A 14,576-nucleotide genomic window follows, 5' to 3' on the forward strand; every position below is an offset into this window, starting at 1 on the left:
ATCACTGTCCTTTCGTGGATGGAACGGCGAACGGACGAAATGTCCGCTGGCCATAGAGAAGATCGAGGAGTTCGTCGAACTCGCCAAGTAGGTCGACCGCGTCGGGACGCAATCTCGGGTTGTCCTGCATGCAGCCGTCGGCAAACGCCTTCATCCGTTCGTGGGTCTGCTCGCCCAGCATTCGGAGCATCAAATGATGAGCCATGTACACGTCCCAGGCCGGAGACGCTCCTTCGCCGAGTTCCGGTGGGTACGAATCACGATCGGAACCGATCGTCGCCACCGGGCGGCTGCCCGTACGGGTGGCAAAGGACCAGCCGACCAGCACCACCCCGTGCCGATCAGGCTCGATCAGCACGTTCTCCGCGGTAATCGCGGTGTGCACCCAACCAGTCGCATGCGCTGCTGCCAGAGCACGAAGTAGCCGTCGGTGCATCCACGCCCAGTCCCGTGGATCGAGGCCACCTGGATACGCCTCACGGACGTCGGCGAGACTCACAAAACCTTCGGTCAGATCGTCCAGCACGTCGATCTGGCGTCGCGCGCCGGCGTCCACATGAGTGATTCGGTCGATCAACCGCGGGAAGTACGGCGCTGCCCAACCGGCTTCGCACGAATTCTCGATGTCCGTCAACACATTCCGTTCGGCCTCGATCATCGAGTTCGCCCGAGGGTTTCGCGGAATCTTGAGTACGACACCGGCATCGGACCGGTACAGGTTGGCGACCGAGCCGCGGGCTACCAGTCCACCCAACGAATACTCTCCCCGCTCGCCTACATATACGGGACGAGAATCTGCGGACTCGAACTCTGCCGACCAACTCCGGTAGAGCTCGTTCAACCGAGATGTTGCCGCCGAGTACCGCACCCGATCTTCGGGCTTCGCCCGGTCCGGATGGATGGCAGAGGCGAGCCGATGAAAACGACGCTTTGCAGCGCGGCGGGAGTCGAGATCACTGGAGACTCCCCCGAACACATCAGCCGAAACCTTTGCCGTCTCGACCGTTTCGAGTGCAGTGCGCGTCGTTTTCATGGTTTTAGTCTAACTGACTAAAACGAATGCGGCAACAATGCGTATTGCATCCCGGTAGATGCGCATTGCATCCTCACCATCGAGACCGGTCTCGCTTGAAGATAGGTATACCTAACTTCGATTGCTTCCAAGGAGCACCACATGCAGGACACGCAAACGGCCATCCGCCCCCGATTCACCACCCATCGCGCTGTCGTCACAAGGAAAAGGGAGATAGGGCCTCATTTCGTTCGAGTGACGTTCGGCGAACTCCGCGACTACGACTGCGTCGGCATCGCTCCGAAGGTGAAGATCTTTCTGCCCGATGACGCCGACCATTCCGCAGCCGCCCGAGAACTGACGATTCCGACCGTCGGGGTACACGGTTTCGAGTACCCCGACGACGCACCCAAGCCGATAGTGCGGACGTACACGATCCGCGCACACCGCCGGGAACTGTGTGAGGTCGACATCGATTTCGTCGTCCACAGCGACGGGCCGGCAGGCAGATGGGTCACGAACGCCGTTCCCGGCGACGTTGTCGGACTGACCAATGCTGCAGGGAACCAACCACTCCCGGAGCTGGCGCGTTCCCTGCTGCTGCTCGGTGACGTGTCCGCGCTCCCCGCGATCATGACGATCTTGGAGTCTCTCACTACCGATCAGGAAGCGATCACGCTCCTGATCACCGACAGCCCGGAGAATGAGATTCCGTTGGAAGCGGCCGCCGACGGTCGCGCTCGGTGGATCCACGGGTCCGACGAAGAGACGATGATCGAAGAGCTCCGTCAAGCGTTGTCGGCACATCAGCCTGACTACGTCTGGGCCGCGGGAGAGGCAGGCTCGCTCCGCGGAGTCCGTCACCTCCTCCGCCTGGACATCGGCTACTCCCCGATGAACTCGCATATCGTTGGATACTGGAAACGCAAAGCCGACGCAGACGAGGTGGCCGACGACGTCTTCGCCCGCATGCACGCGGCGATCGCCGAAGGCCGGAACCTGACGCCTCAGGAACTGGACGAACTGACAGTCGACGATGTGGAGTTCCTATCTACGAAGCCGTGAACTGCAAGGGAGGAGGGAAACGTGGGCGTCACGCCGACGAACACCACGGAGCGTTCCCGTCGCCGAGTGCGCGCCGAGCATCTTCGCCTCGACCACGACGTGGAAGTACACAGCCACGACGTGGTGGAATTGGCTCTCGTACGAGATGGCCGAGCAGTCCAGCGCAGCGCAGACGATGTGACGGATATTCGTTCGGGTCACGTGTTGATCCTCACTCCCGGCACACGCCACAGCCTCGAATCGAATTGCCTGCTGACCACCAATGTTTTCCTGGATCCGACGCTGTTCGTCGACGAGTTGTCCTGGATCACGAGAGTTCCGGGCTGGGGTGCCGCGTTTTCTCCGCAGTCGCGCGCGCCTCGCCCCGTTCTCATCCTCGATGCCGACGACCGCACCGCGCAACTGGCCGAACTCTTCGACGAACTCGCAGCAGGCACGGGCCGATCCCGAGATCTCGGGATCGGAATTTTCGAGCAGTATGCCCTGCTGTTCGCAGCGTTCTCCGTGCTCGAGCCTCTCGTCTCCGCCACGGTGAATAGCCGTGAAGAACGCAGCTACCGTGCAACGGTCGAACTGGCTGTGGAGTTGATGAGCAATAACCTCGATCATCCCTGGACTCTGGGTTCGCTGGCCGCGGAGGTCGCCCTCTCGCCTTCACAATTGAGCCGCGTGTTCGTTGCCGACACCGGTTCCAGTCCGATGTCCTATCTGCAGACATTGCGCGTCGAACATCTCGCATCTCTCTTGCGCACAACAGAACTCAGCATTTCCGGGGCTGCCCGCGCCGTCGGATGGCACGATCCCGGCCACGCAGCGCGTAGGTTCCGATCCCGGTGGCAGTGCAGCCCGAACCAGTATCGCGAACGGTTTCGCTGATCACTCCACCTTTCGGTCACTCGCTCGTCGTCCTGCCGAGGCCCAGGGCGGCTACGGCTTTGCGTAGCTCGATCACCGCCGGACCAGTGTCCCCCTCACGGGTACACAGATCGATCGAACACTGCTCGATGTCGGAGATTCGCACGAAACTGACATCCGAGCGGGTGTAGTACTCGGCAATGGTTGCTGCCGTTATGACCACCGCTCGACCGTTGGCGACGACCTCGAGCGCTTCGTCCATCGTGCGGACCGAGGGACCGTACCGGACGGGTACACCACTCGGGCGCGGGTCCACCGACCACCATTTCACCCATTCGAGTGGTGCACCGTCACTCGAAACCTGCACCATCCCATCTATTTCAGAAATCTCGATGCTCGTACGACCCGCCAGTCGGTGTCCTCGAGGCAACGCCGCCACCCGCGGTTCGACGCCTATCCGTTCGAGCACCACACCGTCGAGCACCGGCAGTGGCGGCCGCACGAAGGCGGCATCGACGGTCGCGCTCGCCACCGCGGAAACCTGTTGGGACCAATCCAATTGGACCAGCTCCACCTCCGCATGCAACGAATCGATCACCGCACGCCCCAAACTTCCGGCAGCCCCGTTGATGAATCCGATCCGCAACCGCCTGGCCCGCCGACGCTCGAGTGCATCGAGCCCGTTCATCGCGCGAACGGCGAACTCGAGCGCGGGCCGCGCATCCGCGACGAACACCTCACCCGCGGCGGTGAGCACCACCGGGTGTGAACTGCGATCGACCAACTCGACTCCCACCTGCTCCTCGAGTCGACGAATCTGCTGACTGAGAGCAGGCGCCGTGACGAACAACCGGTCTGCCGCTCGTCCGAAGTGCCCTTCCGCCACGACGACGAGCAACGAGGACACCAACCGCAGGTTCAGATCCTCACCTCTTCGCGCCTTTTTCATTACCGTCCATTCGGTTGTTTACGGCCGCCGTAGACCCATGAAGTGATGACCATCACGGTATCTGAACAGCGGCGTTAAGCAAACTGGCAATTTTCGAACGAAGTTCTACATGTACAACGAATGCCTCGCAGGGTCACAGTTGTCGCAGATCCGGACAGCCCGCCGAATCTGCGAAACCAGGAGATGTGATGAGCAAGTACGAGCACGAATTCGTCCACATGATGGATGGCGTCGAAAAGCAATTGGAAACCATCGACAATCCACGGCACCAGAAGATCCTCCGCAACTACCGACGCCACGCGTTGCTCGAGGTCTCCGGTCGTTACAAGGAAATCCTCTCGCCCGACATGACCGTCGAAGAACCCGTTTACCGGTTGTTCGAAGACGGGCAGTCGATTGTTCTGGACGGCATGGACGCCGTCACCACCTTCTACCAGTCGCTCGCCGAGACGGACACCCTTGTCATGTGGACCGGCAAGTCCGACTTCGCCGTATCCGACAGTGGGTTCTCCGGCGAGACCCTCTTCAGTCAGTTCGTCCCCGGTTCGATCCTCGGAGACGGGGTGTTCGGCGCTGTCCACGAATCGGGTGGATCCACGTCCACCGTCCTCGAACAGTCGTCGGACATCGACCCCGACGGTTGGTACCTCGTACGTCGTACCTTGGCATTCGTCTGGCCATATGACGAGCAGGGTCGACTCATCGGTGAGCACGTCTACGAAGATTCTGCCTCGAAAGTGGTGACCAAGGTGGACCCGAGCGAAGTCATCACGGCAGCGCGCGCGGCCGAACTGCTTGCACCACTGCTCGAAACGCATCTGCCGTGAGCGCGCCGGTAGCGATCGTCACCGGCGCAGCAGCCGGGTTGGGTGCCGCCATTGCCGAGCGCCTTGCCGAGGACTTCGGCACCCTGCTTCTCCTCGACATCGTAGAGGCGGCGCTCGCCGACACCGCAGCACGCCTGGAAAGCCTTGGCGTAGAGGTTCACACGGAACGATGCGACGTTCGACGTGAACGCGACGTCAAGAACGCGTTCGACGTGGCTGCGTCGATCGGCAGACCGGCAGCACTCGTCAACGGTGCCGGCATCGGCGTCTTCACTCCGTTTCTCGAAATCACCGAAGACCAGTGGGACAACACCTTTGCGGTGAACACCAAGGGCAGCTTCCTGATGTGCCGAGAATTCGTGAGTAGAACCGAGGGTCCCGCAGCGATCGTCAACATCGCGTCGATCGGCGCCCGCTTGGGCGGTGACATGCTCGCGCACTACGGACCGTCGAAGGCCGCGGTGATCGAGATGAGTCACAGTGTCGCCCGGATCGGCGCGACCCGAGGACTCCGTTCGAACACCGTCATGCCCGGACTGATCCTCACCGACATGTGGTTGCGGACCATCAAGGAACTGCGTCGACGCGATCCCTCGCTCGCAGATGTCTCCGATTCCGACGTCTTCGATTCTTTTGTTGCCCAGATGGTTCCGATGGGTCGAGCTCAGACACCCGGAGACATCGCCGAGATGGTCGCGTTCTTGCTCAGCGACAAGGCTCGCAACGTCACCGGGCAGACGATTGCCGTCGACGGCGGCGCCGTGATGACCTGATCGGGTAGATGGCGGTCAGCCCCAGCGTGACTGGCCGCCGTCGAGCGGGATCGTGGCACCCGTGAGGTAACCGGCGTCTTCGCTGACGAGGAAGACGACGGCACGCCCGATGTCGGTCTCGGGATCTCCGACTCGTCCCAGCGGAATACCCGCGACAAATGCCGCCGCCTCTTCCGGATTCTTGTCCATCCACCACTGCAACGCGGGAGTCTTGGCGTGCGGGGCGACGTTGAGAACTCGAATGTTGTCCTTGCCCCATTCGCAGGCCGCGGCGCGGGTCAACGAGCGCATTCCTTCCTTGATGGAACCGTAAGCGCCGTAGTTGCTGGCATCCCAGCGCACGGCCGCCGAGGTGACCATGTTGATGATGACGCCACCGCCACGACTGTTCATGTGCGGGTACGACGCCTGCATCATGCGCAGGGTGGCGAGTGGGCCCGTAGCGAAGGAACGCTCGAAGTCTTCGTCGAGCACACTCAGGAGAGGACCCGGCTTGGAGTCGTTGGCGTTGTTGACCAGGATGTCGATTCCGCCGAACAGTTCGACGGTACGGTCCACGGCCGCGGTGATGTCGTCCTTCTTGCTGACGTCGCAGACCACCGCCTCACCGCGCGCGCCGATGTCAGCGAGTAGTCCGCAGGTGGTGTGCAACTTGGATTCGGTACGGCCCGCAACGGCGATCATTGCGCCCTCTTTGGCCAAGGCCAGGGCAATCCCCTGCCCGATTCCCTGACCCGCACCCGTGATGAGTGCGACTTTGCCTTCGAGTTTGCCCATGTGACTACTCCAATGTCTGTCGACGCAGAGGTCCCTTTTGCGGGAAGGACCGGTCGATTCTGGTGACTGCCGCCGTTTGTCGTCTACACTCGACCTACAAAACAACCAAGCACTTGCTTGACCCTAAGGTGTGCGACCATGTCGCGTCAATCGCCTTGGGCGGCAATTCAGCTCGGCACCGCACCAGGAAGGCTCCACCGTGACACTGCCCAACCCCGTCGATTTCAGCGGACGCTCGGTGATCGTCACCGGTGGCACCAAAGGCATCGGCTACGTGATCGCCGAAACCTTCCTCGCCGCGGGCGCGAACGTGCTGGTCTGTGGCCGTAACGAGCCCGAGTCTCTACCCACCGCCGACGGTCGTAGCGCCGCCTTTCGCGCCACCGACGTCCGTGACCCCGCCGACGCCGCAGCCCTCGTCCAGGACGCAGTCGAGCGCTTCGGCCGTCTGGACGTCCTGGTCAACAACGCCGGTGGCTCCCCTGACGCCGATGCTGCGACGGTGTCGCCCCGCTTCGTCGAGAAGATCGTGGCACTGAACTTGTTGGCTCCCTTCAACGTTGCCCAGGCTGCCAACTCAGTCATGCAGACGCAGGACGACGGCGGCGCCATCATCAACATCGGCAGCGTCTCGGCAATCGACCCGCAGCCCGGAACCGCGGCGTACAGCGCGGCCAAGGCGGGCCTCCTCGTTCTGACCAAGGCGTTGGCCCTCGAATGGGCGCCCAAGGTCCGGATCAACCACATCACCACCGGCCTGATCCGTACGGAGGCTGCCGCCGAGGTCTACGGTGCCGACGGCGGCGCTGCGGTCACCAAGACCATTCCGATGGAGCGTATGGCCGTACCGGCCGATATAGCCAACTCCTGCCTGTTCCTGGCGAGCCCACTCTCCTCGTACGTGAACGGCGCCGACATCGCCGTTCACGGCGGCGGCGAATACCCGGCTCGCTACATGGCGACCCATCAGGACTGAATCACTCGCAAAGCAGCCCCTGAGCGAATGTGCTCAGGGGCTGCTTTTTCGTGCGAACAACTGCGGGGCGCGACGAGGGGGTCAAGCACCCCGCAGTTGAGTATGGAGGGGCTAGTGAGTGGAGAAGCTCACTCGTGCACCGGAAATCGCCACCTGATCATCCTTGACGACCTGGAACGCAAGGTCGTCGGGAGTTCCCCACGCAACGATGGACGGCGCTTCACCCGGATGGATTGCCGCAGCGAATCGGCCCTCGAGGCTGACGAGATCAGCCGGATGCACTCCGGCGACCCGAGCAAGCTCGAGTGTGCTGGCGGCCAACGTGCACAACCCGTGCATGATCGGACGGGGCTGGTTGATCCGCGCCGCAGCCTCGGGATCGATGTGGATGTGGTGTTTGTCGCCCAGCAGCCGGTACATCGCCGTCTGGTTCTCCGCGGTGGTCAGCACACCGGTGAGCGAGGGCTCGCCAGTCGGCTCCGCCGGACGTGAGGGTCCACGTTCTCCGCCGAATCCACCGGCACCGGGAGCGAACAGTGACCAGGTTGCGACGAAGTATTCGCACTCGACCTTGACCTCGAACACCGCTGCTGCACCCTTGTCCCACACCTCGCCGACCGAAGCCTTCAAGGTCACGTCACCGCTACGCGGCAGCGGGGCAAGCACTTTCAGTTCCTGCGAGCCGTGCAGTGCCGTCGAGGTGTCGAAGGCGCCCGCCGAGCCCAGAGCGTCGGGAGCCCACTGCGCCAGCGTCAGCGCAAAAGTCGGCAGTACCCGAAGCTGATCCTCGAAGACGAGGTCCAGTTCGGTTGCCTTGGCGCCCACGGCAAGTGCGTACAAGATCGCATCGCGCTCGGTGTACGACACGGTACGGGTACCGAGATCGGCTCCGCGCCAATCACCGGCGGTCTTCGCAGCTTCCGAAGTTGTCACTGTCATTTCCTCTCTCAAACAGCGCCGAGAACGAGACCGCTGGTGGGTACTGCCGTCCCGGCTGTGACCAGCACGTTTTCGACGCCCGCCGGTTGATTGGTCGATGTGCCTCGGACCAGACGCACACCTTCGGCAATTCCGTTGACGCCGTGCAGGTATGCCTCGCCCACCTGACCACCGTGAGTGTTGGACGGCAGGCGTCCGCCGATCTCCAGGTTGCCTTCACGGATGAAGTCCTTGGCTTCACCGGGCTTGCAGAAGCCCAGTTCTTCGAGCTGCGGAAGCACCAACGGGGTGAAGTGGTCGTACAGGATCGCTGCGTTTATGTCATCGGGGCTCAGGCCACTCTGGCCGTACAGCTGACGAGCAACCAGGCCCATCTCGGGGATACCGGAGATGTCGGGGCGGTAGTAGCTGGTCATCATGTGCTGATCCTTGCTACTGCCCTGAGCGGCGCCCTTGATGACGACGGGCTTGTTGGCCAGATCCTTTGCGCGCTCGGCAGAGACGATGACCAGCGCCTGGCCGCCGTCGGTCTCTTGGCAGCAGTCGAGCAGGTGCAGCGGCTCGGCGATCCAGCGTGAGTTCTGATGATCTTCGAGCGTGATCGGGCGCTGGTAGAACCACGCAGCCGGGTTGTTGGCGGCGTGCTTGCGCGCCACCACTGCAACTCGTCCGAAGTCCTCACTCGTCGCACCGTACTGGTGCATGTATCGACGGGCGAACATGGCGACCCACTGAGCGGGAGTCGACAATCCCTGAGGAGTCATCCACGCATATGCCGCTCGGTCCGCCGTGCTGTCCATGGGTCGATCGTGCTGCCCCAGGCCGTATCGCACACCGGAGCGCTCGTTGAAGGCTCGGTAGCAGACCACGACGTCGGCAACACCCGTCGCAACTGCCATAGCAGCCTGTTGCACCGTGGCACACGCAGCGCCGCCACCGTAGTGAATACGCGAGAAGAACTTCAGCTCACCGAGGCCGCAGTTGCGAGCCACGATCGCTTCGCCGTTCGTCTCCGACGTGTAGGTGGACAGACCGTCGACCTCGGAGGGATCGATACCGGCGTCAGCGAGCGCCGCGATGATGGCCTCACACGCCAACTGCAGTTCGGTGCGGCCGGAGTTCTTCGAGAACTCGGTGGATCCGATGCCGACGATGGCAGCGGCACCCGAGAGCGGGCTGATCGCCATCAGGGCCTCCCCTCTTCCTTGAAAGCGACTGCGACGGTGCCGGATGCGTGATTCCCCAGGCTGTTCGCGCCCTGTACCTTGACCACGACCACTCCGTCTTCCTTGGAGACGACTTCACCGGTCATCGTCATGGTGTCGCCCGGGTAGTTGGGCGCCCCGAGACGAATGGCGATGCGGCGCAAGGTCGATGCAGATCCGGCCCAGTCGGTGACGTACCGGCCGACGAGACCGTTGCTCGTGAGGATGTTCATGAAGACATCCTTGGAGCCGCGCTCCTGAGCCAGGCTCGGGTCGTGGTGCACGTCCTGGAAATCGCGGGTGGCGATCGCGGTGGCGACGATCAACGTACGGGTCAGCGGGATCGCCAACTCGGGCAGTGCCTCTCCGACCATGATGTCCGCGTAACTGCGACCGGCAAGAACGGTCATGCGAGCACCTCCACACCGGATGCGAGCTGCGCACCCAGACGCGCGAGGTCGGAGCTGGAACCGCCGAGGGTGGCAGCAATCTGCTTGCCCCACAGCAAGTGACGGTGAACCGGATAGTCGGTGTCGACGCCCATGCCGCCGTGGACATGCGTGGTGCGATGCACGACGCGCTGTCCGCCGTCGGTTGCCCACCACTTGGCGACCAGTACCGAGGTGCCGAGATCCAGGCCCTCGGAGATGCGCCAGGCGGCCTGCCACAGTGTCACGCGCATCGCTTCGAGATCGATGTAGCAGTCAGCGAGTTGATGATTGACAGCCTGGAAGGTCGCGAGCGGACGGCCGAACTGCTTTCGGCCGTTCAGGTACGTGACGGCCTGCGCGACTGCGCCCGATCCGACACCCCATTGGATTGCTGCCAACGCCAGCTGAACTCGGTCGATCAGCCACGGAACCGTCGTACCGTCGGCCGCACCGATGAGCTGCGCCGGCGCACCGGCGAAGGTGACGTTGGCACAGATCTCCCAGTTGGTGGACTGCGTCTGTTCGAGCGTCACTCCTTCGGCATTCAGATCCACCAGCAGCAGTGCCGTACCGGTGGAAGCGGTTGCCGAAACGAGAGCGAGGTTCGCGACGTGAGTCATCGGCACTACGGCCTTCTCACCCGTCACGGTCCAGTTGCCGTCGGCGTCCTGCTCAGCCGTGGTCAGTGGGTCGCCGCCCGTGTACGGACCGAACTCTTCGAGACCGATGGTCAGGAATCGACTGCCGTCGGCAACACTCGGAAGGATCTCGGCGCGAAGGGAATCGGAGCCGAATTCATTGACAGCCGATGCCGCAAGGGTCGTCTCCCAGATCGGCACGGCCGCAACGTGACGTCCCTGCTGTTCGAGCAGTGCGTACAGCTCCGACAAGCCGAGGCCGCCGCCGCCGAACTCCTCCGGCAGTGCGATGCCGAGCAGCCCGGTGCTCGCGAGTTCGCGCCACAGTTCACGGTCGACGCGCTCGGCCGAGAGTTCGATCTCCTTGGTGCGCTCGATCGTTGCCTTGCTGGTGAAGACCTCGTCGGCCAGTGCGCGAATTGCTTCCTGCTCTTCGCTGAAATTGAAGTCCATCAGTGCTCCTCGCGTACGGCCGGCCGGAACGCGGGAAGCGTCAGATCCGGGTCGGCGTCGATCCAGTCAAGTTCCACGGGCATGTCGACCACGACATCTTCGGGCGCGATACCCACCATGTTGGCGATCAATCGTGTTCCCTCTTCGAGTTCGATTACCGCAACGACGAGCGGGTAGTCGAACGCGTCGATCTTGGGATGATGATTGACCACGAAGCTGTACACCGTGCCGCGCCCCGACGCGTCGATCGTGTCCCACTCGAGTGACTGACACTCCCCGCACATCGGGCCGGTGGGATGACGCAGCGTCTTGCAGGACGTGCAGCGCTGGATCACCAGACGGTGCTCCTTGGCGGCTTCGAACCAGAAAGCGTTGTCCGCGTTGAGAGCCGGACGCGGACGCAGAGCGCGCGGCGCCTCCGGTGCAGCAGCTTCCTGAGGCTTGAACCGCAGCGTCCGCCACCGCTGGGTGCCGACCACCTCGCCGTCACCGTTGCGGTAGGTCTTGAGCGTCGTGACAAAGTGTCCGACACCGAGTCCGGTCTTCTTCTCCGGCGAAATCGACTCGATGACCTCGGTGTAGTTCACGCGATCTCCTGGCCGCAGTTCGGCGAAGAACTCCTGATCGGAATCGGTTGCCACAACGGAGCTGTAACCGGCTGCGTCGAGAGTGGCGATCAGATCGGTCCACACCTGCGACGGGTCGTTGCCCGCCATCTTGTCGGTGAACGTCCGCATGATCCAGACCTGGAGCATCTGAGCGGGAGCGACGACGCCGTCACGTCCGGTGGCGCGGGCAGCTTCGTCGTCGAGGTAGACGGGGTTGGTATCGCCCATGGTCTCGGCCCAATGGCGGATCATGGGGATGTTGACCTCGTCGGGCCCCCAGGTGGTGGGGACCAGAGTCTGGCCGACAAAGGCGTCCAGTTGCGCCGAAATGTCGCTCACTTGACCCTCTTTTCGCGAACGAGTCCCAAGCCGATGGTGCCGACCATGTCACGCAGAACTTCGTTGACGCCGCCACCGAAGGTGTTCACGACACCCTGACGCGAGATCTGTTCGATCTGACCGGCAAGCAGCGCACCTGGGGACTCCGGGCGAATGCGTCCGGCGGAGCCGAGAATTCCGAGGAGGGTGCGATAGACGTCGACGTGAGTTTCGGTGCCGTACGTCTTGGTGGCACCGGCGTCGGCTCCGGAGAGCGTGTCCTGCGCGACGGCTGCCGTCATCTTCCAGTTCAGCAGTCGCATGGCCTCGAGCTTGGCGTGTGTACGAGCGAAGTCCTGCTGCACCCATGGGATGTCGATGGCGCCGTTTTCCTTGGCCCAGTCCAGGACCAGGTTCCACAGACCGTAAGTACGCCCACCGATCGCTGCCAAGCCGATTCGCTCGTGATTGAGCTGAGCCGTGATGAGCTGCCAGCCGCCGTTGACCTCGCCGACGACGTCCTTCGACGGAACACGAATGCCGGAGTAGTACGTGGACGTCACCATCAAGCCGCCGACGGTGTTGATCGGTGACCACTCGAAGCCTGCGTCCTCGGTGGGGACGATCAGGATCGAGATGCCCTTGTGCTTGGGGGCATCCGCGTCGGTGCGGCACGCCAGCCACACGTAGTCGGCGGTGTTGGCGCCACTGGTGAAGATCTTGTTGCCGTCGACGATCCACTCGTCACCGTCGAGGACCGCACGGGTCTTGAGCGAAGCCAAGTCCGTTCCGGCCTCGGGCTCGGTGTATCCGATGGCGAAAACGATGTCGCCGGCCAGAATGCCGGGCAGGAATCGTTCCTTCTGCTCTTCGGTGCCGTACTTCATCAACGTCGGTCCGACGGTATTGACCGTCACGAAGGGGAACGGCAGACCCGCGCGCTGAACCTCGTCGAAGAACACGAACTGCTCTTCGATGGAGCGTCCCTGGCCACCGAATTCCTTGGGCCAGCCGATGCCGAGCCAGCCGTCCTTACCCAGCAACTTCACGATCTCGCGGAAGTACTCGCCGCCCACACCTTGCTCGCCGGCCGCGCGACGCTTCTCTTCCGGCAGCAGCGCCGCGAAATACGCGCGCAACTCCTTGCGGAGCTCCTGCTGCTCGGGCGATTCCCTCAGATCCATCGCTGTTTCTCCTATGGCATTCATGGCTGGCAACTCTTGGCCTGGACGCTAACCAGATGCCCAGGTGGGCGCTGTGAATGTCTCGTTGAGCGGGAAGCCGAAACATGAGCGGCGTCACATAAGGTGAGATATGCGCATGGACTCATCGGATCGCGTCGCTCTCACCGACTTGGCCGCCAGGTACGCGCAGGCCGTCGACCGCCGAAACACCACCGCACTTGCGGCTCTCTTCACTGACGACGTGGCATTCGTCTTGCCGCCGGCATTGAACGGAACGGATGCACCGACGGAGATACGTGGGAACTCCGTTGTCAGTAGTTCAGTGGTCGATGCGGTCTCACATCTGCACTCGACCCGGCACATCGTCGAGCAGCAGATCCTCGACCTCGACAGCCCCACCACCGCGCACGGTGAGGCCTACTGCTCCGCCCACCACATCTATCCGCGGGGCGAGGGCCACCGGGACAACCGGATCGAGATTCGTTATCAGGACAGCTTCGACAAGGTCGACGGCACCTGGCTGTTCTCGCGTCGCGAATTGGTGGTCGATTTCGCGGAGGACGTTCCGGTCATCCTCCTCGGACAATAGGTAGACGAAAAAATCGCGGTGATTCTGTATCTCCTCACAGGAGGATTACCGGGCTAGCGTTCACGAACTGTCACGCCATCTCGGCGTGGCGTTCGGCTATGTCTTGGAGATTCACATGTCACGCTCGCGCACCAGAAGATTCCTCGCTGCCTTCGCAGTGGCCGCCGTCGCAGTCGGAACCGTCGCAGCGTGCTCGAGCGACAACTCCTCCGACGAGAACGCACCCCTTCGCATCGTCGCTTCTTCTGTTCCGCATGCCGAGATCCTGAAGTTCGTCGAAGAAAATGGCCTGCTCGGCGACACCAAGATCGAGGTCAGCGAGATCACCGGCGATCTCGACGCCAACGAGGTGCTCGAAGCCGGAGACACCGACGCCAACTTCTTCCAGCACGTGCCGTACCAGGAATCGTGGTCGAAGGAGAAGGGTGTCGACGACCTGGTCGCCGTGGCGAAGGTCCACGTCGAGCCCCTCGGTGCATATTCCAAGAAGGTCACCAACGTGGCCGACCTACGCCAGGGCGCAACGGTCGCTTTGTCCAACAACGTGACGAACTTCGCCCGTGGGTTGTACCTGTTGCAGCAGGCCGGATTGATCAAGCTCGATCAGCAGTTGGGTGCCCCCGGCACCGACATCACCCAGATCAGCGAGAAGAACATCATCGACAACCCCAAGGGGCTCACGTTCACCCAGGTCGATCCCCCGCAGCTTCCGCGCACGCTCGATGACGGAAACGTCGATCTCGCAATCATCAACGGCAACTACGCAATCGAAGGCGGGCTCAATCCGGCCAAGGACGCACTGGTGCTCGAGAAGGCCGAAGGCAACCCGTACGCCAACGTCCTGACGGTTCGTACCTCCCTCGAAAACGATGCGCGAGTGCAGAAGTTGGCTGAGGCATTGACGTCCACCGACGTCGCGACATTCATCGAGCAGACCTACCAGGGCTCGGTCATTCCGGCCAGCGCCACCTGATCGA

16 protein-coding genes are annotated in these 14,576 nt (G+C 62.6%); 7 read left to right on the forward strand and 9 right to left on the reverse strand.

What is annotated here, in order from left to right:
- Position 1 precedes the first annotated feature (1 nt).
- Positions 2–1,033 (reverse strand): hypothetical protein, encoded by a 1,032-nt coding sequence (locus tag ABWI03_RS01540; RefSeq protein ID WP_124569653.1) that lies wholly within the window; start codon positions 1,031–1,033, stop codon positions 2–4.
- Positions 1,034–1,174: 141 nt separating this feature from the next.
- Between ABWI03_RS01540 and ABWI03_RS01545 the strand changes: the two genes are divergently transcribed.
- Together ABWI03_RS01545 and ABWI03_RS01550 are read left to right on the forward strand one after the other, a co-directional pair.
- Entirely contained in the window at positions 1,175–2,077 is a 903-nt protein-coding gene (locus ABWI03_RS01545) for a siderophore-interacting protein (protein ID WP_298777166.1), read from the forward strand.
- 21 nt (positions 2,078–2,098) lie between these two features.
- Positions 2,099–2,953: an AraC family transcriptional regulator gene (locus tag ABWI03_RS01550; protein ID WP_298777165.1), complete on the forward strand. Its 855-nt coding sequence runs from the start codon at positions 2,099–2,101 to the stop codon at positions 2,951–2,953.
- 16 nt (positions 2,954–2,969) lie between these two features.
- Here ABWI03_RS01550 and ABWI03_RS01555 read toward each other — a convergent pair whose 3' ends face one another.
- Positions 2,970–3,881, reverse strand: coding sequence for a LysR family transcriptional regulator (locus ABWI03_RS01555; RefSeq protein WP_124569650.1), 912 nt, complete (start codon positions 3,879–3,881; stop codon positions 2,970–2,972).
- 188 nt (positions 3,882–4,069) lie between these two features.
- On the opposite strand from ABWI03_RS01555, the gene ABWI03_RS01560 reads away from it, so the two are divergent.
- The gene (locus tag ABWI03_RS01560) at positions 4,070–4,708 is read left to right on the forward strand and encodes a hypothetical protein (RefSeq protein ID WP_095968496.1); all 639 of its coding nucleotides are present in this window, start codon (positions 4,070–4,072) and stop codon (positions 4,706–4,708) included.
- The gene (locus ABWI03_RS01565) at positions 4,705–5,481 is read left to right on the forward strand and encodes an SDR family NAD(P)-dependent oxidoreductase (protein WP_298777164.1); all 777 of its coding nucleotides are present in this window, start codon (positions 4,705–4,707) and stop codon (positions 5,479–5,481) included. The genes ABWI03_RS01560 and ABWI03_RS01565 overlap by 4 nt, the downstream gene beginning before the upstream one ends.
- Positions 5,482–5,496: 15 nt before the next feature.
- Here ABWI03_RS01565 and ABWI03_RS01570 read toward each other — a convergent pair whose 3' ends face one another.
- Positions 5,497–6,258 carry an SDR family NAD(P)-dependent oxidoreductase gene (locus tag ABWI03_RS01570; RefSeq protein ID WP_298777163.1) on the reverse strand — a complete coding sequence of 254 codons (762 nt, stop codon included), beginning with the start codon at positions 6,256–6,258 and terminating at the stop codon, positions 5,497–5,499.
- A gap of 199 nt (positions 6,259–6,457) precedes the next feature.
- Here ABWI03_RS01570 and ABWI03_RS01575 point away from each other — a divergent pair, with 199 nt between their 5' ends.
- Complete coding sequence (locus ABWI03_RS01575) at positions 6,458–7,234, forward strand: SDR family oxidoreductase (protein WP_124569647.1); 777 nt, start codon at positions 6,458–6,460, stop codon at positions 7,232–7,234.
- A gap of 111 nt (positions 7,235–7,345) precedes the next feature.
- On the opposite strand, the gene ABWI03_RS01580 is transcribed toward ABWI03_RS01575, so the two are convergent.
- Genes ABWI03_RS01580 through ABWI03_RS01605 form a run of 6 tightly spaced genes read right to left on the reverse strand, consistent with a single transcriptional unit; the run spans position 7,346 to position 13,010 of the window.
- Positions 7,346–8,167 carry a MaoC/PaaZ C-terminal domain-containing protein gene (locus ABWI03_RS01580; RefSeq protein ID WP_298777162.1) on the reverse strand — a complete coding sequence of 274 codons (822 nt, stop codon included), beginning with the start codon at positions 8,165–8,167 and terminating at the stop codon, positions 7,346–7,348.
- A gap of 14 nt (positions 8,168–8,181) precedes the next feature.
- Positions 8,182–9,360: a lipid-transfer protein gene (locus ABWI03_RS01585; protein WP_124569645.1), complete on the reverse strand. Its 1,179-nt coding sequence runs from the start codon at positions 9,358–9,360 to the stop codon at positions 8,182–8,184.
- Positions 9,360–9,788, reverse strand: coding sequence for a MaoC family dehydratase (locus tag ABWI03_RS01590; protein WP_095968491.1), 429 nt, complete (start codon positions 9,786–9,788; stop codon positions 9,360–9,362). Before ABWI03_RS01590 ends, ABWI03_RS01585 begins: the two co-directional genes overlap by 1 nt.
- The gene (locus tag ABWI03_RS01595) at positions 9,785–10,900 is read right to left on the reverse strand and encodes an acyl-CoA dehydrogenase family protein (RefSeq protein ID WP_124569644.1); all 1,116 of its coding nucleotides are present in this window, start codon (positions 10,898–10,900) and stop codon (positions 9,785–9,787) included. Before ABWI03_RS01595 ends, ABWI03_RS01590 begins: the two co-directional genes overlap by 4 nt.
- Entirely contained in the window at positions 10,900–11,847 is a 948-nt protein-coding gene (locus ABWI03_RS01600) for a bifunctional MaoC family dehydratase N-terminal/OB-fold nucleic acid binding domain-containing protein (protein WP_095968489.1), read from the reverse strand. The genes ABWI03_RS01595 and ABWI03_RS01600 overlap by 1 nt, the downstream gene beginning before the upstream one ends.
- The gene (locus ABWI03_RS01605) at positions 11,844–13,010 is read right to left on the reverse strand and encodes an acyl-CoA dehydrogenase family protein (protein WP_003940442.1); all 1,167 of its coding nucleotides are present in this window, start codon (positions 13,008–13,010) and stop codon (positions 11,844–11,846) included. Before ABWI03_RS01605 ends, ABWI03_RS01600 begins: the two co-directional genes overlap by 4 nt.
- Before the next feature lie 130 nt (positions 13,011–13,140).
- Between ABWI03_RS01605 and ABWI03_RS01610 the strand changes: the two genes are divergently transcribed.
- Positions 13,141–13,599 carry a nuclear transport factor 2 family protein gene (locus ABWI03_RS01610; RefSeq protein WP_353798699.1) on the forward strand — a complete coding sequence of 153 codons (459 nt, stop codon included), beginning with the start codon at positions 13,141–13,143 and terminating at the stop codon, positions 13,597–13,599.
- Between the two features lie 115 nt (positions 13,600–13,714).
- A complete protein-coding gene (locus ABWI03_RS01615; protein WP_353798698.1) occupies positions 13,715–14,572 on the forward strand; it encodes a MetQ/NlpA family ABC transporter substrate-binding protein in 858 nt (285 codons plus the stop codon).
- Positions 14,573–14,576: the final 4 nt, after the last annotated feature.

It is taken from the genome of Rhodococcus baikonurensis (assembly GCF_040489275.1).
Taxonomy (GTDB): Bacteria; Actinomycetota; Actinomycetes; order Mycobacteriales; family Mycobacteriaceae; genus Rhodococcus_F; species Rhodococcus_F baikonurensis.